This window comes from Pseudomonas sp. G3-39 (genome assembly GCF_054790485.1).
In genome coordinates, this window is sequence record NZ_CP186497.1 from 846,759 (window position 1) to 872,357 (window position 25,599).

The 25,599-nt window shown below is 59.6% G+C and carries 22 protein-coding genes; 10 read left to right on the plus strand and 12 right to left on the minus strand.

Going from position 1 to position 25,599, the window contains the following annotated elements; all coding sequences use genetic code 11:
- Positions 1–30: 30 nt before the first annotated feature.
- The 4 genes from ACOYXG_RS03695 to ACOYXG_RS03710 all read right to left on the minus strand — a co-directional run bounded on the left by ACOYXG_RS03695 (position 31) and on the right by ACOYXG_RS03710 (position 7,010).
- Positions 31–1,446 (minus strand): OprD family porin, encoded by a 1,416-nt coding sequence (locus ACOYXG_RS03695; RefSeq protein WP_027610814.1) that lies wholly within the window; start codon positions 1,444–1,446, stop codon positions 31–33.
- Between the two features lie 175 nt (positions 1,447–1,621).
- Positions 1,622–3,220, minus strand: coding sequence for an ABC transporter substrate-binding protein (locus tag ACOYXG_RS03700; RefSeq protein WP_027610815.1), 1,599 nt, complete (start codon positions 3,218–3,220; stop codon positions 1,622–1,624).
- A gap of 302 nt (positions 3,221–3,522) precedes the next feature.
- Positions 3,523–5,148, minus strand: a complete 1,626-nt coding sequence (locus ACOYXG_RS03705; RefSeq protein WP_027610816.1) for an ABC transporter substrate-binding protein — start codon at positions 5,146–5,148, stop codon at positions 3,523–3,525.
- Between the two features lie 260 nt (positions 5,149–5,408).
- The gene (locus ACOYXG_RS03710) at positions 5,409–7,010 is read right to left on the minus strand and encodes an ABC transporter substrate-binding protein (RefSeq protein WP_460355969.1); all 1,602 of its coding nucleotides are present in this window, start codon (positions 7,008–7,010) and stop codon (positions 5,409–5,411) included.
- Positions 7,011–7,903: 893 nt separating this feature from the next.
- On the opposite strand from ACOYXG_RS03710, the gene ACOYXG_RS03715 reads away from it, so the two are divergent.
- A complete protein-coding gene (locus tag ACOYXG_RS03715; protein ID WP_097090381.1) occupies positions 7,904–8,263 on the plus strand; it encodes a DUF6124 family protein in 360 nt (119 codons plus the stop codon).
- 169 nt (positions 8,264–8,432) lie between these two features.
- Here the strand turns inward: ACOYXG_RS03715 and ACOYXG_RS03720 are convergent, their stop codons facing one another.
- Positions 8,433–9,152, minus strand: coding sequence for an SIMPL domain-containing protein (locus tag ACOYXG_RS03720; RefSeq protein ID WP_097090382.1), 720 nt, complete (start codon positions 9,150–9,152; stop codon positions 8,433–8,435).
- Between the two features lie 313 nt (positions 9,153–9,465).
- Between ACOYXG_RS03720 and ACOYXG_RS03725 the strand changes: the two genes are divergently transcribed.
- Both ACOYXG_RS03725 and ACOYXG_RS03730 read left to right on the plus strand, forming a co-directional pair.
- On the plus strand, positions 9,466–10,728 hold the full coding sequence (locus ACOYXG_RS03725; protein WP_027610820.1) for an ATP-binding protein: 1,263 nt from the start codon (positions 9,466–9,468) through the stop codon (positions 10,726–10,728).
- The gene (locus ACOYXG_RS03730; RefSeq protein ID WP_003221630.1) at positions 10,721–11,281 is read left to right on the plus strand and encodes a response regulator transcription factor; all 561 of its coding nucleotides are present in this window, start codon (positions 10,721–10,723) and stop codon (positions 11,279–11,281) included. Before ACOYXG_RS03725 ends, ACOYXG_RS03730 begins: the two co-directional genes overlap by 8 nt.
- Positions 11,282–11,351: 70 nt before the next feature.
- On the opposite strand, the gene ACOYXG_RS03735 is transcribed toward ACOYXG_RS03730, so the two are convergent.
- On the minus strand, positions 11,352–11,678 hold the full coding sequence (locus ACOYXG_RS03735; RefSeq protein ID WP_097090383.1) for a hypothetical protein: 327 nt from the start codon (positions 11,676–11,678) through the stop codon (positions 11,352–11,354).
- Between the two features lie 270 nt (positions 11,679–11,948).
- Here ACOYXG_RS03735 and ACOYXG_RS03740 point away from each other — a divergent pair, with 270 nt between their 5' ends.
- Together ACOYXG_RS03740 and ACOYXG_RS03745 are read left to right on the plus strand one after the other, a co-directional pair.
- On the plus strand, positions 11,949–13,676 hold the full coding sequence (locus tag ACOYXG_RS03740) for an ABC transporter ATP-binding protein/permease (RefSeq protein ID WP_414888870.1): 1,728 nt from the start codon (positions 11,949–11,951) through the stop codon (positions 13,674–13,676).
- 190 nt (positions 13,677–13,866) lie between these two features.
- Positions 13,867–14,613 carry a FadR/GntR family transcriptional regulator gene (locus ACOYXG_RS03745; protein WP_177325602.1) on the plus strand — a complete coding sequence of 249 codons (747 nt, stop codon included), beginning with the start codon at positions 13,867–13,869 and terminating at the stop codon, positions 14,611–14,613.
- Positions 14,614–14,620: 7 nt separating this feature from the next.
- On the opposite strand, the gene ACOYXG_RS03750 is transcribed toward ACOYXG_RS03745, so the two are convergent.
- The 3 genes from ACOYXG_RS03750 to ACOYXG_RS03760 form a co-directional block, all read right to left on the minus strand.
- On the minus strand, positions 14,621–14,983 hold the full coding sequence (locus tag ACOYXG_RS03750) for a hypothetical protein (RefSeq protein ID WP_096795337.1): 363 nt from the start codon (positions 14,981–14,983) through the stop codon (positions 14,621–14,623).
- Positions 14,984–15,197: 214 nt separating this feature from the next.
- Positions 15,198–15,386 (minus strand): hypothetical protein, encoded by a 189-nt coding sequence (locus ACOYXG_RS03755; RefSeq protein ID WP_096795338.1) that lies wholly within the window; start codon positions 15,384–15,386, stop codon positions 15,198–15,200.
- Between the two features lie 2 nt (positions 15,387–15,388).
- Complete coding sequence (locus ACOYXG_RS03760) at positions 15,389–16,702, minus strand: phospholipase (protein WP_460355977.1); 1,314 nt, start codon at positions 16,700–16,702, stop codon at positions 15,389–15,391.
- A 238-nt stretch (positions 16,703–16,940) separates the two neighbouring features.
- Between ACOYXG_RS03760 and kdgD the strand changes: the two genes are divergently transcribed.
- The 5 genes from kdgD (at position 16,941) to ACOYXG_RS03785 (ending at position 23,548) form a co-directional block, all read left to right on the plus strand.
- Entirely contained in the window at positions 16,941–17,852 is a 912-nt protein-coding gene (gene kdgD, locus ACOYXG_RS03765) for a 5-dehydro-4-deoxyglucarate dehydratase (protein WP_007981458.1), read from the plus strand.
- 60 nt (positions 17,853–17,912) lie between these two features.
- Entirely contained in the window at positions 17,913–19,358 is a 1,446-nt protein-coding gene (locus ACOYXG_RS03770) for an aldehyde dehydrogenase family protein (RefSeq protein ID WP_460355980.1), read from the plus strand.
- A gap of 158 nt (positions 19,359–19,516) precedes the next feature.
- A complete protein-coding gene (locus ACOYXG_RS03775) occupies positions 19,517–20,881 on the plus strand; it encodes an MFS transporter (protein ID WP_027610828.1) in 1,365 nt (454 codons plus the stop codon).
- Between the two features lie 11 nt (positions 20,882–20,892).
- Positions 20,893–22,446, plus strand: coding sequence for a galactarate dehydratase (gene garD, locus ACOYXG_RS03780; RefSeq protein ID WP_097090385.1), 1,554 nt, complete (start codon positions 20,893–20,895; stop codon positions 22,444–22,446).
- Positions 22,447–22,606: 160 nt separating this feature from the next.
- The gene (locus tag ACOYXG_RS03785) at positions 22,607–23,548 is read left to right on the plus strand and encodes an AEC family transporter (RefSeq protein ID WP_134785438.1); all 942 of its coding nucleotides are present in this window, start codon (positions 22,607–22,609) and stop codon (positions 23,546–23,548) included.
- A 109-nt stretch (positions 23,549–23,657) separates the two neighbouring features.
- Here ACOYXG_RS03785 and ACOYXG_RS03790 read toward each other — a convergent pair whose 3' ends face one another.
- Genes ACOYXG_RS03790 through ACOYXG_RS03800 form a run of 3 tightly spaced genes read right to left on the minus strand, consistent with a single transcriptional unit; the run spans position 23,658 to position 25,517 of the window.
- Positions 23,658–24,038 (minus strand): carboxymuconolactone decarboxylase family protein, encoded by a 381-nt coding sequence (locus ACOYXG_RS03790; RefSeq protein ID WP_460355985.1) that lies wholly within the window; start codon positions 24,036–24,038, stop codon positions 23,658–23,660.
- Complete coding sequence (locus ACOYXG_RS03795) at positions 24,035–25,096, minus strand: calcium/sodium antiporter (RefSeq protein WP_460355988.1); 1,062 nt, start codon at positions 25,094–25,096, stop codon at positions 24,035–24,037. Before ACOYXG_RS03795 ends, ACOYXG_RS03790 begins: the two co-directional genes overlap by 4 nt.
- Before the next feature lie 46 nt (positions 25,097–25,142).
- Positions 25,143–25,517: a septal ring lytic transglycosylase RlpA family protein gene (locus ACOYXG_RS03800; RefSeq protein WP_007966094.1), complete on the minus strand. Its 375-nt coding sequence runs from the start codon at positions 25,515–25,517 to the stop codon at positions 25,143–25,145.
- Positions 25,518–25,599: the final 82 nt, after the last annotated feature.

Here is a 25,599-nt window from a genome sequence, read left to right on the forward strand (position 1 = left end):
CGTCATGAGTCAGCCGTCGGTTGGCGTTTTTTACAGGATGTTGAACGGGATGGTGGTCACGAGACGGAACTCGTTGATGCTGCCATCCAGCTGGTTTTCACTGGCACGGTGTGCGGTGTAGGTTGCGCGTATTGCGGTAGCCTTGAGCGGCCCGCTTTGCACGGCGTATGCAGCACCGATCCCGTATTCGTAGTGGTGTTCGCCATCCATCGCCAGCACGCTGTCGTAAGCGCCGCCTTTGTAGTGAGTGCCGTCGATGCCCCAACCACGAGCGCTGTAGATGTTGAACTTCAGGCCTGGCACGCCATATTCAGCCATGTTCAGACCGTAAGCGACCTGGAAGGATTTCTCGTTCGGGCCGTTGAAGTCCGAGAGCAGGGAGTTGGCCAGGTAAATACCGTTGGTTTCGTGCAGATAGTCGAAGTACTCGTTACCGTTAATTTCCTGGTACGAGAAGGTCAGGCTATGGGCCTGGTGAGTCAGACCCAGCGACAGCGAGTAGGTATCGTTGTCGATTTCGCCCAGCTTCTTTTTGCCTTCATCGACGGTCTTGTAGTAGTTCAGACCGGTGGTCAGGCTGAGGATCTGGCTATCGCCCAGCTCGTGGGTGGCGCCGAAGTAATACTGTTTCCACATATCTTCAGCCTGAGTTGCCCACAGGCTGGTTTTCAGACTGGCAAACGGCTGGTAGGAAATACCAGCGGTGTTGACGTGATCAATTTCAATGAGCGTGTCAGCATATTCGGAGCGGAACTTGCGCTGGCTTTCTTCCATACGTGGCGAGTTCTTGTCGAACGTAGCGATGTCGAAGGTCAGGTTTTCCAACTCTTCGCTGTGCAGGCTGACACCTTGGAAGCTCGAAGGAAGAGCGCGGTTGCCGATCACATCGACCATCGGGCTGCTGAAGTTTTGGCGGCCGGCGGTCAGAGTGGTATTTGAAACCCGCGCCTTGATGTTGGCCAGACCCAGTTTGCTCCACTGTCCCTCCGCATCGCCACCATCTCGGGTCAGGGTCCGGTTGTTACCGGAGGCGACGTTAGGAATCGGCGCCCCACCGACGTTTGCAGCGAGGTTTTTGCGGTCACGCTCAAGAGCTACAGCGTTATAGACCGCCACTTCAGTGCTGATGCCGACAGTACCTTCGGTGAACCCCGAGTTGTACTTGAGAATCGTGCCTTGTACCCAGTTGATCCGGCGATCAGTAAGTTCGGTTGTACCGTTTTTTTGGTACTTGAACTTGGCACCACGTTTCAATTGCTCATTGGCGTACCAGTTACGCGTCGTACCGGTAATCGACTGTCCTTCGACGAAGCCGGTCGCTTCAGCCTGGGCGCTCTTGGTGTTGACGGTCACCGGGGTGAACGCCTGGCTTTGGGTTTCCGCATAAGCCGTAGCGGTGACGCTGCTGATGGCCAGGGCCAGTATCGCGGTGCTGCTCAGTTTCATGGGTGAAGCTCCTTTACTTTCTTTTTATGCCGGCTTTTTTGGGTGGGCCGGTTATTGGTTTAGAACTCATTTCACACATCGCAAACGTTTGCAAAATGCCGGATCGGCGAATTTCGGCAAAGCGCTTGCGTGAGGGGATAGACGGTCCCCTCAGCGTTGCGGCTAATCGGTTGGGTTAATCGATACTGACGCCCGAGAACACATTGCGACCGAAGGGGCTGACCTTGAAGCCTTCAACCCGGGCGCTTAACGGCTGGTTGACCGTCGAGTGGGCGACAGGCGTGATCGGCACTTGCTGCTTGAGCAACTGCTGCGCCTGTTTGTAGAGCGTGGTGCGCTGGTCGCGATCGGTGACGACCTTGGCCTCTTTGATCAGCTTGTCGTACGCCGGATCGCACCACATGGAATAGTTGTTGCCGCCAATGGCGTCGCAGCTGTACAGGGTGCCCAGCCAGTTGTCCGGGTCCCCGTTGTCGCCGGTCCAGCCGATCAGGCTGATATCGTGCTCGCCATTCTTGGTGCGCTTGATGTACTCGCCCCATTCGTAGCTGACGATCTTCACTTTCAGACCGATTTTCGCCCAGTCTGCCTGGAGCATTTCGGCCATCAGTTTGGCGTTCGGGTTGTATGGACGCTGTACCGGCATCGCCCACAGGGTGATCTCGGTGCCTTCTTTCACGCCGGCAGCCTTGAGCAGCTCGCGGGCTTTTTCCGGGTTGTAGGCGGCGTCTTTGATGCTGTCGTCGTAGGACCACTGGGTCGGTGGCATGGCGTTGACCGCCAGTTGCCCGGCGCCTTGATAAACAGCGTTGAGAATCCCCTGTTTATTCACCGCCATGTCCAGCGCCTGACGTACTTCGAGCTGGTCGAAGGGCTTGTGGCGCACGTTGTAGGCGATGTAGCCGAGGTTGAAACCCGGCTTGGAAATCAGCTGCAGTTTCGGGTCGACCTTCAGTGCTTCGACATCGGCAGGGCGTGGATGCAGGGTGATCTGGCATTCGCCGGCCTTGAGCTTCTGCACGCGTACCGAAGCGTCGGTGTTGATCGCGAAGATCAGGTTCTTCAGCTTGACCCGGCTCGGATCCCAGTAGTGCTCGTTACCGGTGTAACGGATATTCGAGTCTTTCTGATAGCTCTTGAACACGAACGGCCCGGTGCCGACCGGCTTCTGGTTGATGTCGCTCGGCTTGCCTTCGGCCAGCAGTTTGTCGGCGTATTCGGCGGACAGGATGGCAGCGAAGCTCATGGCGATGTTCTGGATGAACGCGGCGTCGACGCTGTTGAGCGTGAATTCCACGGTCAGCGGCCCGGTCTTTTCGACCTTGGCAATGTTCTTGTTCAGGCTCATCCCGTTGAAATACGGGAATTCGGTCGGATAAGCCTTACGGAATGGCTGTTGCGGATCGAGCATGCGGTTAAACGTGAACAGCACGTCGTCGGCGTTGAAATCGCGCGTCGGTTTGAAGTACGGCGTTGTATGAAATTTCACACCTTCACGCAGGTGAAAGGTGTACTTGAGACCATCCTCGGAAATATCCCACTTGGTTGCCAGTCCCGGTACGACGTTGGTCGCGCCTTTTTCAAACTCGACCAGGCGGTTGTACAGCGGCTCGGCGGCATCGTTATCGGTGGCCGTCGTGTATTGCGCGGTATCAAAACCCGCCGGGCTGCCTTCGGAGCAGAACACCAGGCTGTTGCTGGCGGCGTAACTGGCGGACGTGGCGGCCAACAGGCCGGCGCCCAGCAGTGCGGAAAAAACCAAGGTATGGCGCATGACGCTCCCTCTTTTTTGTAGTGTTGTTCAATGCACCGCGGTCCCGTCCAGGGACGCTGAGGTGGCATTGAGCTCAATCCAGTACGTACAGCAAGCCGGTGGCCCACGAAGAAACTGGTCAGAACCCGACGGTAGGGGCCGTGGGTCTGGCAGTAAATGCGTAATTGCCCGAAAACTCGTAGGAAAAGTCGACGCGTCCTATGCCGCTGCAGTCATCCGCAACGGAATTGGCTGTAGGCAAATTCCTGACTTCCCGGCAGCTAAAGCAAAGGCGACGTCATGAACGTCGCCCTTGCAATGGCTTAATTGCTGACGCTGACGCCGTAGAAGGAGTTCAAGCCGAATGGGCTGATCTTGAAGTCCTGCACGTTGGCGCGCATGGGTTGATACACCGTCGAGTGAGCGATAGGTGTCATTGGGACTGCATCTTTGAGGACGTGTTGCGCCTGTTTGTACAGTTCGGTGCGCTTGGCCTGGTCGGTCGTGCGCTTGGCTTCCTTGACGAGACCGTCGAACTTCTTGTCGCACCACTTGGAGAAGTTGTTGCCGCTGAGCGAGTCGCAGCCGAACAGCACGTTCAGCCAGTTGTCCGGATCACCATTGTCACCGCTCCAGCCAATGATCATGGCCTGGTTCTCGCCACCTTTGGAACGCTTGATGTACTCGCCCCACTCGTAGCTGGTGATCTTCACGTTCAGGCCGATCTTCTTCCAGTCAGACTGGAGCATTTCAGCCATCAGTTTGGCGTTCGGGTTGTACGGACGCTGCACCGGCATCGCCCACAGCACGATCTCGGTACCTTCCTTGACGCCAGCTTCCTTGAGCAGTTGCTTGGCTTTTTCAGGATCGTACTTGGCGTCCTTGATGGTGGTGTCGTAGGACCACTGGGTCGGTGGCATGGCGTTGACGGCCAGCTGGCCGGCGCCCTGGTAAACCGAATCGATGATCTGCGGCTTGTTCACCGCCATGTCCAGCGCCTGACGTACGCGCAGGTCAGCCAGCGGGTTAGCCTCGTTGCTGCCCTTGACCTTGTCCATCACGTTGTAGGCGATGTAGCCCAGGTTGAAACCGGCCTGGTCAGGCATCTTCAGGGTCTTGTCGGCCTTCAGCGCCGCGAGATCCGCCGGACGCGGGAACAGGGTGACCTGGCACTCGTTCTTTTTCAGTTTCTGGATACGTACCGACGGGTCGGTGGTGATGGCGAAGATCAGGTTGTCGATCTTCACGTCCTCAGGCTTCCAGTAATCCTTGTTGCCGGTGTAACGGATGTTCGAGTCTTTCTGGTAGCTCTTGAACACGAACGGGCCAGTGCCGATCGGCTTCTGGTTGATGTCGGCAGCCTTGCCTTCCTTGAGCAGCTGGGCTGCGTACTCGGCGGACTGGATCGAGGCGAAGCTCATGGCCATGTTCTGGATGAACGCGGCGTCGACTTCTTTCAGGGTGAACTTGACGGTGTGGTCGTCGACTTTATCGATCTTGGTGATGTTGGTGTCCATCCCCATGTCGGTGAAGTACGGGAATTCGGTCGGGTACGCCTTACGGAACGGGTCATCCTTGTTAATCATGCGATTGAAGGTGAACAGCACGTCGTCGGCGTTGAACTCACGAGTCGGCTTGAAATACGGGGTGGTGTGGAACTTGACGCCTTCACGCAAGTGGAAGGTGTAAGTCAGGCCGTCCGGGGAAATGTCCCAGCTGGTGGCCAGGCCCGGGATAACGGCGGTGCCGCCACGCTCGAACTGGCTCAGACGGTTGAACATGGTTTCGGCTGAGGCGTCGAAGTCGGTTCCGGTGGTGTACTGGCCTGGATCAAAACCGGCCGGGCTCCCTTCGGAGCAGAACACCAGGTTAGTCGCAGCGGATGCGAAAGGTGCGGAGGCTAACAAGCCTGCGCCGACTAAAAACGGAATGACCGCGTGTTTAAGCATGTTGGCCTCATGATTTGTTGTCATTTTTTAATATTGAGGTACGACCTCGTGAGTCGTGCCTGCGGATACTTATGCAGGGGCCATACCCAATGCAAGATCCAGAGTGTGAGCGAGCGTTAAACGGTGGCACGTACGTACCTTAATGTCGCATCTGTATAACTTTTGACGCATTTGACCGTTTGCGGGTGGTTTTTACGGTGCAAACGAAGCCCCAAAACGGTGCGCCGGTCACGTTGTGCGCGCCGCATTGGGGCTCGGTGTTACTTATTTATACCCACGCCGTAAAAGGGCGTAAGGCCAAACGGACTGATCTTGAAGTCGGTCACTTCCTTGCGCAGCGGCTGGAACACCGTGGAGTTGGCGATCGGGGTGATCGGCACCTGCTGTTTAAGGATCAGTTGCGCCTGTTGATACAGTTTTACCCGTTGCGCCTTGTCGGTGGTCACCTTGGCCTGCTGCACCAGTTTGTCGTAGGCCGGGTCGCACCACTTGGCGTAGTTGCTGCCCTTGACCGCGGCGCAGCTGTAGAGCACGCCGAGCCAGTTGTCCGGGTCGCCGTTGTCACCTGTCCAACCATAGATCATCGCGTCGTGTTCGCCATTTTTCGCACGCTTGATGTACTCGCCCCATTCGTAGCTGACGATGTTGGCCTTGATGCCGATTTTCTCCCAATCCTGCTGGATCATCTGCGCCGACATGCGTGCATTCGGGTTTGAGGCGCGCTGCACCGTCATCGCCCACAGGTTGATGGTGGTACCCGGCGCAACCCCGGCTTCCTTGAGTAGCGCCTTGGCTTTCGCCGGGTCGTATGGCGCGTCCTTGATGTTCGGGTCATACGACCATTGCGCCGGCGGCAAGGCGTTCTGCGCCAGTTGGCCGGCACTCTGGTAAACGGCTTTGATGATTGCCGGTTTGTCGATGGCCATGTCCAGTGCCTGACGGACCTTGAGCTGGTCCAATGGCGGGTGAGTGGTGTTGTAGGCAAGGAAGCCGAGGTTGAAACCGGGCTGCTTGAGCACGCGCAGGTTCGGGTCTTGTTGCATCACTTCGATGTCGGCCGGGCGCGGGTAGCCGCTGACCTGGCATTCGCCGGCCTTGAGTTTCTGCAGGCGTACGGCGGCGTCGGGGGTGATCGAGAAGATCAGGTTGTCGATCTTCACGTCTCCCGGTTTCCAGTAGGCCGGGTTGGCGGCGTAGCGGATCTGCGAGTCTTTCTGGTAGCGCTTGAATACGAACGGGCCGGTGCCCACCGGTTTTTGGTTGAGGTCGGCGGCTTTGCCTTCCTTTAGCAGTTGCGCGGCGTATTCGGCCGATTGCACCGAGGCGAAGCTCATGGCGAGGTTTTGCACAAACGCGGCGTCGACGTTGTTCAGGTTGAAGCGCACGGTCTGATCGTCGATTTTTTCTACCGATTTGATCGTGGTGTTCAGGCCCATGTCGGTGAAGTAGGGGGATTCGGCGGGGTAGGCCTTGCGGAAGGCGTTTTCCGGGTCGAGCAGGCGCTGGAAGGTGAAGAGGACGTCGTCGGCGTTGAAATCGCGGGTCGGGGTGAAATATTCCGTGGTGTGGAATTTCACGCCTTGCCGTAGGTGGAAGGTGTACTGGAGGCCGTCCGGGCTTACGTCCCAGTTGATTGCCAGGCCGGGTTCGACTTCGGTGCCGCCGCGCTGGAATTGGGTGAGGCGGTTGAAGACGGTTTCGGCTGAGGCGTCGAAGTCGGTGCCGCTGGTGTATTGGCTGGGGTCGAAGCCTGCCGGGCTGGCTTCGGAGCAGTAGACCAGGGTGGTGGCTGCGTTGGCGATCGGGGCTATGGCTGTTAGTGCGAGGGTGATTAGTAGTGGTTTTAGGGTGAATCTTTCCATGGAGTCCCCGGGATTTGGAGGTGGTTGTTTTTTCAGGTTAGCGGGGATTTGGGTGTGTTCGGAAATATCGTTTTTCTTGTTGGGGTGTCTATCTCGGTATATCTGGGGCTTTTGGGTGCATATCCGTTGCTGCGGTAACGGCGGCTTGGGGTTCCGCCCTTACGGCGGGTCACTTTTTCCAGACGCCGAAAAAGTAACCAAAAAGGCTTGCTCCTGCGTTCGGCCCGCTCGCTGGGGCTCGGGGTTCCTTCGCTGCGGGATCGATCCGGGCGCAGCGCCTCCGGTTTGCTTCGCTGCACCTCCTCTCGCTGTGTTTGGCTGCGCCAAACGGTCGCTGCGCTCCCACCCCCGGATCAATCCCTCCACTCAGCCTTCCGACGTCGCCTGTGGATCAAGATCAAAAGCGGTACTCGAGCTAACGCTCATCGTGTGAGTGGTGAAAAGCGGGTGCGGCGACTGGCTAAGTGATGGCGGCCTGACAGCCGACCAATCTCTAACGGTCTGCACGCCATCCACTGTGGGAGCGGGCTTGCTCGCGAAGAGGCCCGTCCAGTCACCTGATAAAATTGGTTTGTTTAAAGTCGTTTCAAATAACCAGAACCTTCCCACAAGGTTTTCAGGTTGTCCCTCGGACGTCAGCTCTCTAGCCTTGAACTGTCGCTGAAGATTCAGCGATCGGGTGTGAGAACCCGCAGGAACTGTTAATCCACAATCAGTACCACCATAATTGCCGCCAGCATTTCTGCTGCTGCAATGTTCTATGGCGGCTGTGTGCGGGCGGGCTTCGGTCCGGCCGGGCTTGTTCCTACCGGTTTCTCACCCCGCACATTGCTGCCACCACTCCGCCGCGTGAGAAACGGCGAGTGAATGGCTTTTGATTAGGAACGCTATCAATGTCCAAGCCTGTCCCCGATCCACCCCCAGAAACAACCCCACTCACCGAAGCCCTCCACGCCGAAGACCTCGCGAAAAACCGCGAAGCGATCAAGCGCGCCCTCGACTTCTACCTCAGCCCCGAAGCCACAAAACCGCGTCCGCCCAGTTCGATGTTCCTCGTCCATCCGGGCATCGACACGGAAAGTCTGCTGGCCCACGCCTGCGAGTCCCTGGCCTCGGCCAACATCATGGCCAGCGATTTCGCCGATCAGCTCAGTCGCCCGCAGCGCAATACGGCGCTGGCGATTCAGCAGATCATCATGCTGGCCGAGTTGGCGGTGAATCGGGCGCTGGATCGGGTGGATCCGCAGACCTGAGACCGCGTTATCGTTCATCGCGAGCAGGCTCACTCCTACAGGGAACGCATTCCAAATTGTAGGAGTGAGCCTGCTCGCGATGGCGGCGGAACATTCACCACAAAATCCAGGCACAAAAAAACCGGCGATCATTCACTGATCGCCGGTTTCTCATTCAGCCCACATCAATTCACTGCATCAGCACTTCAATCGAGCCATCGGCGGTCAGGCTGACCTGGCTGGTGCCGGCTTCAACTTCTGGCGTGACCGGTGCCGAATCCGCCATGCCGGCGGCTTTCATCATCATCGGGGCGCGCATGTACGGTTGTGGGTAGCCGTTGCTGTTGAGGTTCAGGTTGACGATTTTGTAGCCCTTGCCGCCCAGTGCATCGGTGGCCAGTTGAGCGCGGGCCTTGAAGGCGTTGACGGCTTCTTTCAGCAACTTGTCCTCGCTAGCCTTGCGGGTCGGCTCGGCGATGGCGAAGTCCATGCCGCCCATTTTCAGGTCGGTCAGCAGTTCGCCGGTGAGTTTGGACAGGGCGGCGAAGTCGGCGCTTTCCAGGCGCAGTTCGGCGCGTTCACGCCAACCGGTGATTTTCTGGCCCTTGGTGTCGTAGATCGGGTAGCTGTTGCGGCTGCCCTGGCGCAGGGTGATGTCTTTGACTTGCTTGGCCTGGGCCAGTGCCTTGTTCATGGTGGTGCTGACGTCCGCGGCGAGTTTGGCCGGGTCGGTGTTTTGCGCTTCGGTGTAGAGCGTCACGATCATCAGGTCGCGGGCCACTTCCTGGCTGACTTCGGCGCGCAGGGAAATCTGGTTGTAGTGCAGCTCATCGGCGGCCAGCGCCGGAAGGCTGGCGATGCTGCCGACGGTCAGGGCGAGAAGGGCGGCGCTGCGGCGAAAGGTGTGCATGAAGGCTCCTTGAATAATGCGCAGGTGTTGGTTCGTCCCTGCGTGAAACCATCAGACTCTAGCTTCTGCGATCCGGTTCGCCCAGTTACAACTTCTATACAGATGCAGCGGGCCGCTGCGCGGCCATTCGCGAGCAGGCTCGCTCCCACTTTTGAAATGCATTCCTCTGTGGGAGCGAGCCTGCTCGCGAAGGCGCCCTTATAGCCTCCGAAAATGTTTTCGCCATGTGGTCATTTGCCGCACTTTCGCCTCTCAAAGGCGCGGCTTGGTTATACTCCGTGCGATCCGCCTGGAGCGCTCATCAGGAGAGCTCATGCTCGCCCCCGTACAACTGACTTCCGCCACTCGCCAGAACCTCTGGCGGCTGACCTTCATTCGCACCCTGGTGCTCGCCGCGCAGGCCGGTTCTGTAGGCCTGGCCTACTGGCTGCAACTGCTGCCGTTGCCATGGGTGCAACTGGCGATGACCCTCGGCTGCTCGATTCTGCTGTGCGTGTTCACCGCCGTGCGCCTGCGCACTTCATGGCCGGTGACCGAGCTCGAATACGCCCTGCAACTGGCCTGCGATCTGGTGATCCACAGTGCGCTGCTGTATTTTTCCGGCGGTTCGACCAACCCGTTCGTTTCCTACTACCTGGTGCCGCTGACCATCGCGGCGGTGACGCTGCCGTGGCGTTATTCGGTGATTCTGTCGGGTATCGCGCTGGCGCTGTACACCGTGATGCTCACGCGTTTCTATCCGCTGGAAACCCTGCCGGTGGCCCGCGAGAACCTGCAGATCTACGGCATGTGGCTGAGCTTCGCGCTGGCCGCTGCGGTCATCACGTTTTTCGCTGCGCGCATGGCGGAAGAGCTGCGTCGTCAGGAAGAGTTGCGGGCGATTCGTCGTGAAGAAGGCTTGCGCGATCAGCAATTGCTCGCCGTCGCCACTCAGGCGGCCGGCGCCGCGCATGAACTCGGCACGCCGCTGGCGACCATGAGCGTACTGCTCAAGGAGATGCAGCAGGATCACCCCGACGCGATGCTGCAAGACGATCTGAAGGTGCTGCAGGATCAGGTCAAACTCTGCAAAGAAACCCTGCAGCAACTGGTGCGTGCCGCCGAAGCCAACCGCCGTATGGCCGTGGAGATGCAGGACGTCACCCAATGGCTCGACGAAGCGCTGAACCGCTGGCACCTGATGCGTCCGGAAGCCAGTTATCGCTTCCAGCGTCTCGGCCAAGGCACCGTGCCGCGCATGGCACCGCCGCCGGACCTGACCCAGGCGCTGCTCAATCTGCTGAACAACGCCGCCGACGCCTGCCCGGAAAACCTTCAGGTGACGCTGGACTGGGATGCGGAAACCGTGACCATCAGCATTCGTGACCACGGCGCCGGTGTGCCGCTGGCCATCGCCGAGCAGATCGGCAAACCGTTTTTTACCACCAAGGGCAAAGGTTTCGGCCTGGGCCTGTTTTTGAGCAAGGCCAGCGTGACACGCGCCGGCGGCTCAGTGAAACTCTATAGTCATGAGGAAGGCGGCACGCTCACCGAGCTGCGCCTGCCCCACGGCGCCCGAGGAGACCAACATGAGTGACGAAATCCAAGTCGAAGGCGAAGAACTGCCGCATTTGCTGCTGGTCGACGACGACGCAACGTTCACCCGAGTAATGGCCCGTGCCATGGCTCGTCGTGGCTTTCGCGTCAGCACCGCAGGCTCCGCCGAAGAAGGCCTGACCATCGCCCAGGCCGACCTGCCGGACTACGCCGCGCTGGACCTGAAAATGGACGGCGACTCCGGCCTGGTGCTGCTGCCCAAGCTGCTGGAGCTGGACCCGGAAATGCGCGTGGTGATCCTCACCGGTTATTCGAGCATTGCCACCGCGGTCGAAGCGATCAAGCGCGGCGCCTGCAACTACCTGTGCAAACCGGCCGACGCCGATGACGTACTGGCCGCGCTGCTCTCCGAGCACGCCGACCTCGACAGCCTGGTGCCGGAAAACCCGATGTCGGTTGACCGTCTGCAATGGGAGCACATCCAGCGCGTGCTGACCGAACACGAAGGCAACATCTCCGCCACTGCCCGTGCCTTGGGCATGCACCGCCGCACCCTGCAGCGCAAACTGCAGAAGCGCCCGGTTCGTCGTTGAAAGGTTTGCTGGCCAAATGAGCTGGACTGAATGAAACAGGCGCTACCCTGCATTCGGGTAGCGCCTGGGTTCAAGCTACGACCGTGAAGAACATTTTTGGCGATGAGTATTTTTTTCCACCCAGAGTCGCTTCGCATTGCGCGTAGAGATCCTGCCTTAGCCAGCTTTCCACGGTAGCTTTTGATACCGGGAGAATGAGCTCGTTGTTTTTACTGCCTTTCTGCTCGGATTTCTTTTCGGAGGCATATCCGATCCAGGCAAGATGGATATCAACCTTGGGGTTATCGGAACTGAATTTGACTGTAATCCCCAAATCACTCACCTCACTGATAGACAGTTTGCCATTCTTGATCGAATCGCTGGTTGGAGCATTAAGCGGGTTTTCTACTTTGTTCATGACCAATTCCTTTCGTTGTCAGAGGGGTAACCTGCTCTCCTGATTCACAGCGAATTCCTTGCAGGAGGCCAGCCCAGTTGATCAGCCTGAATCGCCCCCCTCTACTGTCAACTCTGACAGTCCCGATGAACGGTACGTGCGCTCGCGGCGATACTGAAACCCCCATGAATCTGAACAATCCCTGAATGAGCCAGTCCCACTCTGGCGATAAAACGCACCGATCATCTATGATCGGTGCGTATCTGTTCTTTTCTTTATCGAGCCTTTTTCATGAATCAGAACGCTGAATATTCCGCGGTCAACGATGCTGTGCGCGGGCAGTTTTTTCGCAAGGTGTGGGCGATCATCACGCCTTACTGGCGCAGTGAAGAGAAGGGCAAGGCCTGGACGCTGCTGATCGCGGTGATCGCGCTCTCGCTGCTGAGCGTGGGCATCTCGGTGTGGTTCAACACCTGGTACAAGGATTTCTACAACGCGCTGCAAAAGAAGGATGAGGCGGCGTTCTGGCGCTTGATTCTGTATTTCTGCGGCATTGCGGCGGTGGCGATTGTCGGTGCCGTGTACCGGCTGTATCTGACCCAGATGCTGACGATTCGCTGGCGGGCCTGGCTCACCGAAAAGCATTTTTCCCGTTGGCTTGCCGACAAGAATTACTACCAGCTGGAGCAGGGCGGTTACACCGATAACCCGGACCAGCGGATTTCCGAAGACCTCAATAACTTCACCTCCAACACCCTTGAACTGGGGATCGGCCTGCTGCGCAATATCGTCAGCCTGGTGTCGTTCTCGATCATTTTGTGGGGCGTGTCGGGCAGCATCGAAGTCTATGGCATCACCATTCCCGGCTACATGTTCTGGTGCGTGCTGGTATACGCCGTGGTGGGCAGCTGGCTGACGCATTTGATCGGTCGTCGCTTGATCGGCCTGAACAACCAACAACAACGCTTCGAAGCCGACCTGCGTTTTTCCATGGTGCGGATTCGTGAAAATGCCGAGAGCATCGCGTTGTACAACGGCGAACCGAATGAGAACCGTCGCTTGAGCAACCGTTTCGGCATGGTCTGGCATAACTTCTGGGACATCATGAAAGTGTCCAAGCGCCTGACATTTTTCACTGCCGGTTACAGCCAGGCTGCGATCATTTTCCCGTTTATCGTTGCGTCGCCGCGTTACCTCGCCGGCAAGATCGAACTGGGTGAGCTGATGCAGATCAGCTCGGCATTCGGCAACGTCCAGGAGAGTTTCAGCTGGTTTATCAGTGCGTATCAGAGCCTCGCGTCCTGGCGTGCCACCTGTGATCGTCTGCTGAGTTTCCGTCAGGCCATGACCGATAACGAACAGCGCACCCCGGCCATCGATGTGCAGAATCAGGGCAGCGAACTCAAAGTGCACAACCTCGGTCTGGACTTGGCTGATGGTCGTCACCTGCTGACCAATGCCGACATGACGGTGGAGCCGGGCGAGCGGGTGATGCTCAGCGGCCGATCCGGCAGCGGCAAGTCGACGTTGCTGCGAGCGATGGGGCATCTGTGGCCGGCGGGGCACGGCAACATCCGGCTGCCGGCGGCGCGTTACCTGTTCCTGCCGCAGAAACCGTATCTGCCGATCGGCACCTTGCGCGAGGCCTTGAGTTATCCACAACCGGGCGATACCTATGCGCCGGAGCGCTACGCCGAGGTGCTGGAAACTTGCCGACTGCCGCATCTGGTCGCGCGTCTCGATGAAGCCAATCACTGGCAGCGCATGCTGTCGCCGGGTGAGCAGCAACGCCTGGCTTTCGCCCGCGCCATGCTTTACGCACCGCAATGGCTGTACATGGACGAAGCGACGTCGGCGATGGATGAAGAGGATGAGGCAACGTTGTATCAGGCGCTGATCGATCAGTTGCCGGGCCTGAGCATCGTCAGCGTCGGCCACCGCAGCAGCCTGAAGCGTTTCCACCCTAGACATGTGCGGATCGACAGCGGGCATCTGGTGGAGCAGGCCGTGACCGCTTGATCACCACAACCCCCGTGGGAGCAGGCTTGCTCGCGAAGGCGTCCATTCAGTCGACAAATCGGTTGTCTGACACACCGCCTTCGCGAGCAAGCCCGCTCCCACATGGGGTATTGTGAGGCGGGATGTGATCGTACAACCCGCCTGCGCTATGATGCCCACCAAGCCGAATTTTCGAGACCAGACGTTGACCATGGAAAACCCGATCGACACTCCACGCCTCCCACGCAAGCGCCGCAGCCTGGCTCAGGAGCTGGTGACGGTGCTGACCGAGCAGATCCGCGACGGTCTGCTCAAGCGCGGCGACAAATTGCCCACCGAGTCGGCGATCATGCAGGAGCACGGCGTCAGCCGCACCGTGGTGCGCGAGGCGATCTCCCGTTTGCAGGCCGCCGGCCAGGTGGAAACCCGCCACGGCATCGGCACCTTCGTGCTCGACACGCCGAGCCCCAGCGGTTTTCGCATCGACCCGGCCACGGTCGTCACCCTGCGTGACGTGCTGGCGATTCTCGAATTGCGCATCAGCCTGGAAGTGGAGTCCGCCGGCCTCGCCGCGCAACGCCGCAGTCCCGAACAACTGGCGACCATGCGCGCCGCCCTCGATGCGCTGAACGACAGCGTGGCCCACGCCAGCGATGCGGTGGCCTCGGACTTCGCTTTCCACCTGGAAATCGCCCTGTCCACCGGCAACCGCTACTTCACCGACATCATGACCCACCTGGGCACCAGCATCATTCCGCGTACGCGGCTGAATTCGGCGCGCCTGGCCCATGATGATCAGCAGCACTACATGAACCGCCTGAGCCGCGAGCACGAGGAAATCTACGATGCGATTGCCCGTCAGGATTCCGATGCGGCGCGAGCGGCAATGCGCCTGCATTTGACCAACAGCCGCGAAAGACTGCGCCAGGCCCATGAAGAGGCGCAGGCGCAGGGGTGAGGTTGAATCAGTCTTTAAGCTCGACTGACAGTTGCATTGAAAGCTTTTGGTTGCCCCCACTTTCGAGGGAGTACTGCAATGCGGCGTTCGTTTCAGCATTGAGCATTTTTTCAAACGTCGCTTTCGGGATTGGCAATACAATCGGCTTTCCGACGGTGATATCAGTCAGTACGGTCTCTGTATCCCATTCCAGGGAGCCGTCCGAGTTACTCACTGTCAGTTTGATCGTGTCCCCAGAGGCTGCGTTTGGAAGCTCGCGCACTTCCCCATGGGCGGAATCAATCAGGTTATGAACGTAGAGCACCCCATTGACCGCTTCTTTAAGCGAAGGAGCCGGCAGCATTGTTACAGCGAAGCTTTTGTCTTTCATGTTCAAGATCCTTTTGGTCGTCCAGGCCGATATCGGCACGACCTGATTAATGTCTTGATCACGAAAGCAAAGCACCTGTAAGAAATACCAGTCTCGACGAACGGTAAGCCGCTGATTCATGCAACGACAAAGCGCTTTCGCGAGCAAGCCCGCTCCCACACTTGAAATGCATTCCAATGTGGGAGCGGGCTTGCTCGCGAAGGGGCCGGTGAGTTCAGCGCGGCAATATCGAACGATCCACCCTCACTGCCAGTTGCACTTTCCCCGGCCTGGCAGCAAACGCCACCAAACCGTCCTCATCCACAATCCCTCGCGCAATCGGCTTGCCATCTGCCAGCAACTCCAGCGGCGCACCTTGCAGCGATTGCCCCGACGCCAGTTCCAGTTTCAATCTGATCGTCATGCTCATTCTCCTTGATTGACGTTGCCCTTCGGGTGGTAGTCCTTGAGCAGCAGGTAGGTGCTCCAGCCCCACCAGTCATCGATGGTGGCGGTGTCGTTGAGGTTGTTCACATCTTTGCGCCGCAGCACCTTGCCGCCCTCGACGCGGAACAGCGGCGAGAAGTTGCCGGAAAGATTCAGCACCGCCGTCAGATCCGGCAGGCGTTGCAGCGCGGCAAACGTCGAAGGGGCGGGCACGTTGCCGCTGAGGTAAGCGGCGAAGACTTCATCCGCCGAGGCCTGCACCGCCAGGTTGACCTGGGTGCGGTTGTCCGCATCGCTGGTTTCGAAGTAGCGCTTGTCGCCGTACGCGCGCCATTGATCGCCATGGGCGTTGCGCACTTTGAGGCCGAATTTGCTGTCCTCGTCGTGCATGAAACGGGTCACCAGCGAGCCGAGATCGCTCGGCGTGACCACCGCCGCCATCTCCTTGCGCGGCACCCGCAGGTGGCCGGCAGAGAACAGGTCAGTGAGGAAGTGGTCGGCAAACGCGTTCATCGCGTAGGCCCGTTCCAATCGTTGTTCATCGTGAGTGGCGCGGGCTGCGACGGCGGTTTGCAGGGCGGCGGTGTGGCCGGCGATGTAGGCCAGTCTGGCCCATTCGCCGAAGTGGTCGGCGTTGTTCGCCGCCAGTTTCAGATAACGTCCGAGCGGGAACAGCGCGGAGACAAAACTGCCGCCACCGGTGATCTTGTTCCACTCTTCGGACAACGTATCTCCGAGCGCGTCGTAGGCTTCGTGCGGTGCTTTGCCGTCCTTGATCGCCTGCTTAACCGCGTCGATCTCTTTTTGCATGACCGCGAGAATCTGCGTGGCCTCGGCGCGGGAGGCCGGCAGCACGGCGAGAGAGTCGAAGGCGGCATTGAAACGGTTCAGGCGATCAGCCGGGGTCGCGCCTTCGTTGATCGGTCGATCGACCACGCCGTAGAAATCTCCAGCCAGCGTCACCACCTGGCCGTAGGTCAGCGCTAGACCGTTGGGCAAGTGCAAGGGCAGGTTTTGCGCGCGAACCGGCTCGACGTTTTCGCTGAAGCGCAGCAGGGTGTTGTCGCCGATGGCCGTGTGTTCAGCGCCTTCAAAGCGCAGTGGCGGTCGAATGTTCAACGCTTTGCCGGGGAGGGCGGTGGCCGGTTCGACATCGCTGTGGGCGTCGGCGATGTGCAGCAGCAGATGCGGATTGTCGGTGCTGAAGTGGATGCCGTTTACAGTGAAAAGATCTTCGAATCGGGCGATGACCGGTGTGGGTCTTTCCTGTGGTTTTGCATGCAGTCTGGACATTTCTGGCTCCTTGATATGTCGTCGGTGGATTTATTTTTAGCTGTATGGATATACAGCAAAATCGAGCCTAGCCCAGATTTTTCCTACGTCAAGAACGAATCTTGTCCGACAAAAAGAGTGAAGCGACGATGAAATGCAGTTGACGGTTATCTTTTAAGTTGTACGATGACCTACAACTTCAGCGCTGGCTGAACCATAAAACTCACAAAAAAATGTTGCTACCCAGGGTGTTCGAAAAATGAATCCACAAGAACTGAAGTCCATCCTTTCCGCCGGTCTGCTGTCGTTCCCGGTCACCGATTTCAATGCCCAGGGCGATTTCAACCGCGCTGGCTACATCAAACGTCTGGAATGGCTGGCCCCGTACGGCGCGTCGGCACTGTTCGCCGCCGGCGGCACCGGTGAGTTCTTCTCCCTGGCAGCCAGCGAATACTCGGAAATCATCAAGACCGCGGTCGATACCTGCGCCACCAGCGTGCCGATTCTGGCCGGTGTCGGCGGCTCGACCCGTCAAGCCATCGAGTACGCGCAGGAAGCCGAGCGTCTGGGCGCCAAAGGTCTGTTGCTGCTGCCGCATTACCTGACCGAAGCCAGCCAGGACGGCGTTGCCGCCCACGTTGAAGCGGTGTGCAAATCGGTGAACATCGGCGTGGTGGTCTACAACCGCAACGTCTGCCGCCTGACCGCGCCACTGCTGGAACGTCTGGCCGAGCGCTGCCCGAACCTGATCGGCTACAAGGACGGTCTGGGCGATATCGAGCTGATGGTGTCGATCCGTCGCCGCCTCGGTGATCGCTTCAGCTATCTGGGTGGTCTGCCGACCGCCGAAGTCTACGCCGCTGCCTATAAGGCTTTGGGCGTGCCGGTTTACTCGTCGGCGGTGTTCAACTTCATCCCGAAAACCGCGATGGATTTCTACCACGCGATTGCTCGCGAAGATCACGCCACCGTCGGCAAGATCATCGACGACTTCTTCCTGCCGTACCTCGACATCCGCAACCGCAAGGCCGGTTACGCCGTGAGCATCGTCAAGGCCGGGGCAAAAATTGCCGGCTATGACGCAGGCCCGGTGCGCGCACCGCTGACCGACCTGACCGGCGAAGAGTACGAAATGCTCGCTGCGCTGATCGACAAGCAAGGCGCGCAATAAACACCGACCCACAAGGCCGCTGAGCAATCAGCGGCTTTTGCGTAGAGAGGAGAATTTTCTGTGGCTGATTCCAAGCGTTACGACAACTACATCAACGGTGAATGGGTCGCCGGTGCCGACTACTCGGCCAACATCAACCCGTCCGAGTTGAGCGACACCATCGGCGATTACGCCAAGGCTGACCTGACTCAGGTTCACGCCGCTATCGATGCGGCCCGCGCCGCGTTCCCGGCGTGGTCGACTTCGGGCATCCAGGCCCGTCACGATGCGCTGGATAAAGTCGGCACGGAAATCCTCGCCCGTCGCGAAGAACTCGGCACCCTGCTGGCCCGGGAAGAGGGCAAGACCCTGCCCGAAGCCATCGGCGAAGTGACCCGCGCCGGCAATATTTTCAAGTTTTTCGCCGGTGAATGCCTGCGTCTGTCCGGCGATTACGTGCCGTCGGTGCGCCCGGGCGTCAACGTTGAAGTGACCCGCGAAGCCCTCGGTGTGGTCGGTCTGATCACCCCGTGGAACTTCCCGATTGCGATCCCGGCCTGGAAGATTGCTCCGGCATTGGCCTACGGCAACTGCGTGGTGCTGAAACCGGCGGATCTGGTGCCGGGTTGTGCGTGGGCGCTGGCGGAAATCATCTCCCGTGCAGGCTTCCCGGCCGGCGTGTTCAACCTGGTGATGGGCAGCGGCCGCGTGGTCGGCGAAGCGCTGGTCAACAGCCCGAAAGTCGATGGCATCAGCTTTACCGGTTCGGTGGGCGTGGGTCGGCAGATCGCTGTTAATTGCGTGTCGCGCCAGGCCAAGGTGCAGCTGGAAATGGGCGGCAAGAACCCGCAGATCATTCTCGACGACGCCGACCTCAAACAGGCGGTCGAGCTCTCGGTGCAGAGCGCGTTCTACTCCACCGGCCAGCGTTGCACGGCGTCGAGCCGCTTGATCGTCACCGCCGGGATTCATGACAAATTCGTCGAGGCCATGGCCGAGCGCATGCAGTCGATCAAGGTCGGCCACGCGCTGAAATCCGGCACCGACATCGGTCCGGTGGTTTCCCAGTCGCAGCTTGAACAGGACATGAAGTACATCGACATCGGCCAGAGCGAGGGTGCGCGTCTGGTCAGCGGCGGTGGTCTGGTGACCTGCGACACCGAAGGCTACTTCCTCGCGCCGACGCTGTTTGCCGACAGCGAAGCGTCGATGCGCATCAGCCGTGAAGAGATCTTCGGCCCGGTGGCCAACGTCGTTCGCGTGGCCGATTACGAGGCGGCGCTGGCGATGGCCAACGACACCGAGTTCGGTCTGTCGGCTGGTATCGCCACCACGTCGCTGAAGTACGCCAACCACTTCAAGCGTCATTCGCAGGCCGGGATGGTGATGGTCAACCTGCCGACCGCCGGTGTCGATTACCACGTTCCGTTCGGTGGCCGTAAGGGTTCATCCTATGGCTCACGTGAGCAAGGGCGCTATGCGCAAGAGTTCTACACCGTGGTGAAAACCGCCTACATCGCTTCCTGATACACGCAATACCTGTGGGAGCTGGCTTGCCAGCGATGCGGACGACGCGATATGCCCTCGTACCGCGGTGATGCCATCGCTGGCAAGCCAGCTCCCACAAAAGCAACACCAAAGAAGATTCACCCGCGCATAAAAATAATCAGTGGGAGTACATCTACATGCAATCGTCCAAGCCGACTCACGTCCGCTATTTGATCCTGCTCATGCTGTTTCTGGTGACCACGATCAACTACGCCGACCGCGCGACCATCGCCATCGCCGGTTCCAGCCTGCAAAAAGACCTCGGCATCGACGCGGTCACCCTCGGCTACATCTTCTCTGCTTTCGGCTGGGCCTACGTTGCCGGGCAGATTCCCGGTGGCTGGCTGCTCGATCGCTTCGGCTCGAAAAAAGTCTATGCCCTGAGCATTTTCACCTGGTCGCTGTTCACCGTGCTGCAAGGCTTTGTCGGTGAATTCGGCATGTCCACGGCGATCGTTGCGCTGTTCATGCTGCGCTTTCTGGTGGGCCTGGCCGAGGCGCCATCGTTCCCCGGTAACGCGCGGATTGTCGCGGCCTGGTTCCCGACTGCAGAACGCGGTACCGCCTCGGCGATCTTCAACTCGGCGCAATATTTCGCCACCGTGCTGTTTGCACCGCTGATGGGCTGGATCGTGTATCGCTTCGGCTGGGAGCACGTGTTCATCGTCATGGGCATCCTCGGTATCATCTTCTCGCTGGTCTGGCTCAAGGTTATCCACAGCCCGCGTCAACATCCGCTGGCCAACGAAGCCGAAGTGCAGTTCATCGCCGACAACGGCGGCATGGTCGACATGGACGTCAAGCAAGGCAAAAAATCCGACGGTCCGAAGTGGGATTACATCCGTCAGTTGCTGACCAACCGCATGATGCTCGGTGTATACCTGGGTCAGTACTGCATCAACGGCATCACCTATTTCTTCCTGACCTGGTTCCCGGTGTACCTGGTGCAGGAGCGCGGCATGACCATCCTCAAGGCCGGTTTCATTGCCTCGCTGCCGGCAATCTGCGGTTTCATAGGTGGCGTGCTTGGCGGGGTGATTTCCGATTACTTGCTGCGCAAAGGGCATTCGCTGACCTTCGCCCGCAAGGCACCGATCATCGCCGGTCTGCTGGTGTCCAGCAGCATCGTCGCTTGCAACTATGTTGATGTGGAGTGGATGGTGGTTGGCTTCATGGCTTTGGCATTCTTCGGCAAAGGCGTGGGCGCGCTGGGTTGGGCGGTGGTGTCCGACACCTCGCCGAAACAGATCGCCGGTCTGAGCGGTGGCCTGTTCAACACTTTCGGCAACATCGCTTCGATCACCACTCCGATCGTGATTGGCTACATCATCAGCTCCACCGGTTCGTTCAAATGGGCGCTGGTGTTCGTCGGTGCCAACGCACTGGTCGCGGTGTTCAGCTACCTGGTGATCGTCGGCCCGATCAAACGTGTGGTGCTCAAAGAGCCGCCAACCAACGGTGGTTCTGAAATCACCGGCAAATTGTCTCAAGCGCATTCCTGAGGAGCGGCGTCATGCAGTTGATTGAACATTCCGACTCGCCGCGCTACATCCGCCTGCACGAGCGGGACAACGTAGTGATTGTGGTCAACGATCAGGGCGTACCGGCCGGCACCGAGTTCCCGGACGGTCTGGTGACCGTGGACTTTGTGCCGCAGAGCCACAAGGTCACCCTCGAGGACATTCCCGAGGGCGGCCAGGTGATTCGCTACGGCCAGACCATCGGCTACGCGTTGCAGCCGATCCCGCGTGGCAGCTGGGTCAAGGAAGATCAACTGCGCATGCCGACCGCGCCGCCGCTGGACAGCCTGCCGCTGTCCACCGAGGTGCCTGCCGCACAGGCCCCGCTGGAAGGCTTCACGTTCGAGGGTTATCGCAACGCCGACGGCACCGTCGGTACGCGCAATATTCTCGGGATCACCACCACGGTGCAGTGCGTGACCGGCGTGCTCGATCACGCGGTGAAACGCATCAAGGACGAGTTGCTGCCGAAGTATCCGCACGTCGATGACGTGGTGGCGCTGACCCACAGTTACGGCTGCGGCGTGGCGATCACCGCCACTGACGCCTATATACCGATCCGCACCGTGCGCAACCTGGCGCGCAACCCGAACCTGGGTGGCGAAGCGCTGGTGATCAGCCTAGGCTGCGAGAAATTGCAGGCCGGGCAGGTGATGCACGAGGACGATGCCTCGGTCGATCTCAGCGAGCCATGGCTGTATCGCCTGCAGGATTCCAGTCACGGTTTCACCGAGATGATCGAGCAGATCATGGCGCTGGCCGATACTCGTTTGAAGAAGCTCGACCAGCGCCGTCGCGAAACCGTGCCGGCCTCCGAACTGATCCTCGGCATGCAGTGCGGCGGCAGCGATGCGTTCTCCGGCATCACCGCCAACCCGGCGCTGGGTTATGCCTCGGACTTGCTGCTGCGCGCAGGGGCGACGGTGATGTTTTCCGAAGTCACCGAAGTGCGCGATGCGATTTATCTGCTGACTTCCCGTGCCGAAACCAAGACCGTGGCGCAGGAACTGGTGCGCGAGATGGATTGGTACGACCGTTATCTGGCCAAAGGTGAAGCGGATCGCAGTGCCAACACCACGCCGGGCAACAAGAAGGGCGGGTTGTCGAACATTGTCGAGAAGTCGCTGGGTTCGATCGTCAAATCCGGTAGCAGCGCGATCAATGGCGTGCTCGGCCCGGGCGAGCGTTTCAAGCAGAAGGGTTTGATTTTCTGCGCCACACCGGCGAGCGATTTTGTCTGCGGCACCTTGCAGTTGGCAGCGGGAATGAACCTGCATGTGTTCACCACCGGGCGAGGTACGCCTTATGGTTTGGCGATGGCGCCGGTGGTCAAGGTTTCGACCCGCACCGAGCTGGCGCAGCGCTGGCCGGACCTGATCGACATCGATGCCGGTCGGATTGCCACCGGGCGCGCGACCATCGAGGAATTGGGCTGGGAGTTGTTCCACTACTACCTGGATGTGGCGAGCGGCAAGCAGCAGACCTGGGCGGAGAAGCACAAGCTGCATAACGACATCACCCTGTTCAATCCTGCGCCGATTACCTGATACCGCGGTCATCGTTCTTCGCGAGCAGGCTCGCTCCCACATTTGAAATGCATTCCCCTGTGGGAGCGAGCCTGCTCGCGAAAGCGATCCAACAGACGCCAAAGGATCGGGTGGCTTATCATTAAGCCCTGACGACGCTCACCCAAAGGCTCCCCCCGGCATGCTGGCAATCTTCCTCGAAACCTTGAACATCACCGCGCCGGTGTTCGCCATGCTGTTCCTCGGGGTGTTGCTCAAGCGCATCGACTGGATCAACGATAACTTCATCCACACCGCCTCGGCGCTGGTGTTCAACGTCAGCATGCCGGCGCTGCTGTTTCTCGGGATTCTGCATGCGGATCTGCACGCCGCACTGCAACCGGCGCTGCTGATCTATTTTGCGATCGCGACGCTGGTGAGTTTTGCTCTGGCCTGGGGCTGGGCGATCATCAAGTGCCCGCGTGAAGATCGCGGCATCTACACCCAGGGTGCGTTTCGCGGCAACAACGGGGTGATCGGTCTGGCGCTGGCGGCGAGCATGTACGGCGACTACGGGATTTCCCTCGGGGCGATTCTCGCGGCGCTGGTGATCCTGTTTTACAACACCCTGTCGACCATCGTGCTCGCGGTGTACAGCCCGGTGATCAAGTCCGATCCGTGGAGCATTTGCAAAAGCGTGTTCAGCAACCCGCTGATCATCAGCGTGATTGCCGCCGCGCCGTTCGCGTATTTCCAGATCAGCCTGCCCGGCTGGCTGGAAACCTCCGGGCAGTATCTGGCGCAAACCACTTTGCCGCTGGCGCTGATCTGCATTGGCGGCACGCTGTCACTGGCGGCGCTGCGCAAGAGCGGCAGCATGGCGCTGAGTTCGAGTCTGGTGAAGATGATCGGCCTGCCGGTGCTGGCGACGCTGGGGGCGTGGTTGTGGGGCTTTCGTGGCGCAGAGCTGGGGATTCTGTTTCTGTACTTCGGCAGCCCGACGGCGGCGGCCAGTTTCGTCATGGCCCGAGCGGCGCAGGGCAATCATGAGCTGGCGGCAGCGATCATTGTGTTGACCACGCTGATGGCGGCGGTGACCACCAATATCGGGATCTTTCTGTTGCAGTGGGGTGGGTGGATCTGACTGACAGATCTTCAGTGGCTGACAGGGCCTCTTCGCGAGCAGGCTCGCTCTCACAGGGAAATGCATTCCCAATGTGGGAGCGAGCCTGCTCGCGAAGGCGTCAGTTCGATCACTCAGGTTTCTGATAGTTATCGATCACTTCCTGCGCCGCGCGAAACGCATCAATCGCCGCCGGCACCCCGGCGTACACTGCGCAATGCAGCAGCGCCTCGCGAATCTCTTCGACCGTGCAGCCGTTGTTCAGCGCACCGCGCACGTGGCCCTTCAATTCCTGCGGGCACTTCAATGCGGTCAGCGCTGCAAGGGTAATCAGGCTGCGGGTTTTCAGCGGCAGACCTTCGCGATTCCACACGCCACCCCAGGCATGTTCATTGACGAAATCCTGCAAGGGTTGAGTGAAGTCGGTGGCGTTGCCCAAGGCGCGATCAACGAACGCATCGCCCATTACCTGACGGCGGATTTCAACCCCGGTTTTCTGCGAATCGGTCATGGCACATCCCTCTTGTGGTGTTGGCGGCGCCAGGCGCGTACGGACGTGAACAACAGAAACGCCAGCAGCGTCGGCAGCGCGTAGAACAGCATCAGTTTTTCCAGTTTGCCGGCCAGTGGCATGCCGGTGGTGAACGACACCACGTGCAGCCCGTAAGCCGCATACAAACCGAGCAACAACAAACCTTCGACGCGGGTCACGCGGTAGCCGGAATAGAACACTGGCAGGCACAAAGCGGCGACGCCGAGCATCACCGGCAAGTCGAAATCCAGCGCGTTGGGCGAGACCGACAACGGCGTCGGCGCAATCAACGCAGTGACCCCGAGCACCCCGAGCAGGTTGAACAGGTTGGCGCCAATCACGTTGCCCACGGCGATATCGCGTTGTCCGCGCAATGCCGCGATCAGCGAGGTGGCGAGTTCCGGCAGCGAGGTGCCGACAGCAACCACCGTCAGACCGATCACCCGTTCGGAGAAGCCCAGATCGGTCGCCACCGCCACCGCTGCGCCGAGCAGCAAATGCCCGGCGAACACCAACAGCGCCAGGCCGACAACGATCATCAGCAGACTGCTGAACCACGGTGCCTGCGGGGCTTGCGGCAATTCCGAATGCGGGCGCGCCGAGTGCCGCGACTGGCGCAGCAACAGGCCCAGATACAACGCCAATGCCGCGAGCAACAGCACGCCGTCGAAGCGGCCGATCTGTTCATTCCAGGCGAGGACGAACACCAGCAGGCTGGCGCCGATCATCAGCGGAATGTCCAAGCGCACCAGTTGCCGCGACACCCGCAGCGGAATGATCAGCGCCGACAGGCCGAGGGTCACGAGGATGTTGAAGATGCTGCTGCCGATCACGCTGCCGACGGCAATGTCGGGGTTGTGCGCCAGGGTCGCTTGCAAGCTGACCGCCATCTGTGGGGCGCTGCTGCCGAGGGCGACGATGGTCAGGCCGATGATCAGCGGTCGCACATGCAGGCGCGCGGCGAGACGCACGGCGGCGCGCACCATCAGTTCGGCGCCGAGGATCAGCAGGATCAGGCCGCTGAGCAGTTCGATCACATTGATCAGCGGTAAATCGGCTAGAGCAAAAATGGTCAGTGCTCCATCAGTCGTCGAGGGCCTGTATGCGCACCCGTGCCGTGCCGCTGCCGAGCATGCCGAGGCGTTCGGCGGCTTCGCGCGAGACATCGATCAAGCGGCCACGGGTGTGCGGGCCGCGATCGTTGATGCGCACAACGCAGGATTTGTCGTTTTTCAGGTTGGTGACCTTCACCCGGGTGCCGAATGGCAATTGGCGGTGGGCGGCGGTCAGGGAATGCTGGTTGAACGGCTCGCCACTGGCGGTGCGTTTACCGTGGTGTTTGGCACCGTAATAGGAGGCGACGCCGGTCTGGTCGTAACCGTGCGGGTCGATGATGTCGTTGCTGGCGCAACCGGCGAGCAAGGAGAGCAGGGCGCAGGCGCCGAGCAGACGTTTCATTCAAAGGCTCCACAAAACAAATGTGGAAACAACCCAATGTGAAGATCAGCTTCTGTGGCGAGGGGATAAATCCCCTCGCCAC

Coding starts and splice junctions, on each gene's coding strand:
- ACOYXG_RS03695 (WP_027610814.1), bottom strand. CDS start 1,446: ATGAAACTGAGCAGCACCGCGATACTGGCCCTGGCCATCAGCAGCGTC.
- ACOYXG_RS03700 (WP_027610815.1), bottom strand. CDS start 3,220: ATGCGCCATACCTTGGTTTTTTCCGCACTGCTGGGCGCCGGCCTGTTG.
- ACOYXG_RS03705 (WP_027610816.1), bottom strand. CDS start 5,148: ATGCTTAAACACGCGGTCATTCCGTTTTTAGTCGGCGCAGGCTTGTTA.
- ACOYXG_RS03710 (WP_460355969.1), bottom strand. CDS start 7,010: ATGGAAAGATTCACCCTAAAACCACTACTAATCACCCTCGCACTAACA.
- ACOYXG_RS03715 (WP_097090381.1), top strand. CDS start 7,904: ATGTCCAAGCCTGTCCCCGATCCACCCCCAGAAACAACCCCACTCACC.
- ACOYXG_RS03720 (WP_097090382.1), bottom strand. CDS start 9,152: ATGCACACCTTTCGCCGCAGCGCCGCCCTTCTCGCCCTGACCGTCGGC.
- ACOYXG_RS03725 (WP_027610820.1), top strand. CDS start 9,466: ATGCTCGCCCCCGTACAACTGACTTCCGCCACTCGCCAGAACCTCTGG.
- ACOYXG_RS03730 (WP_003221630.1), top strand. CDS start 10,721: ATGAGTGACGAAATCCAAGTCGAAGGCGAAGAACTGCCGCATTTGCTG.
- ACOYXG_RS03735 (WP_097090383.1), bottom strand. CDS start 11,678: ATGAACAAAGTAGAAAACCCGCTTAATGCTCCAACCAGCGATTCGATC.
- ACOYXG_RS03740 (WP_414888870.1), top strand. CDS start 11,949: ATGAATCAGAACGCTGAATATTCCGCGGTCAACGATGCTGTGCGCGGG.
- ACOYXG_RS03745 (WP_177325602.1), top strand. CDS start 13,867: ATGGAAAACCCGATCGACACTCCACGCCTCCCACGCAAGCGCCGCAGC.
- ACOYXG_RS03750 (WP_096795337.1), bottom strand. CDS start 14,983: ATGAAAGACAAAAGCTTCGCTGTAACAATGCTGCCGGCTCCTTCGCTT.
- ACOYXG_RS03755 (WP_096795338.1), bottom strand. CDS start 15,386: ATGACGATCAGATTGAAACTGGAACTGGCGTCGGGGCAATCGCTGCAA.
- ACOYXG_RS03760 (WP_460355977.1), bottom strand. CDS start 16,702: ATGTCCAGACTGCATGCAAAACCACAGGAAAGACCCACACCGGTCATC.
- kdgD (WP_007981458.1), top strand. CDS start 16,941: ATGAATCCACAAGAACTGAAGTCCATCCTTTCCGCCGGTCTGCTGTCG.
- ACOYXG_RS03775 (WP_027610828.1), top strand. CDS start 19,517: ATGCAATCGTCCAAGCCGACTCACGTCCGCTATTTGATCCTGCTCATG.
- garD (WP_097090385.1), top strand. CDS start 20,893: ATGCAGTTGATTGAACATTCCGACTCGCCGCGCTACATCCGCCTGCAC.
- ACOYXG_RS03785 (WP_134785438.1), top strand. CDS start 22,607: ATGCTGGCAATCTTCCTCGAAACCTTGAACATCACCGCGCCGGTGTTC.
- ACOYXG_RS03790 (WP_460355985.1), bottom strand. CDS start 24,038: ATGACCGATTCGCAGAAAACCGGGGTTGAAATCCGCCGTCAGGTAATG.
- ACOYXG_RS03800 (WP_007966094.1), bottom strand. CDS start 25,517: ATGAAACGTCTGCTCGGCGCCTGCGCCCTGCTCTCCTTGCTCGCCGGT.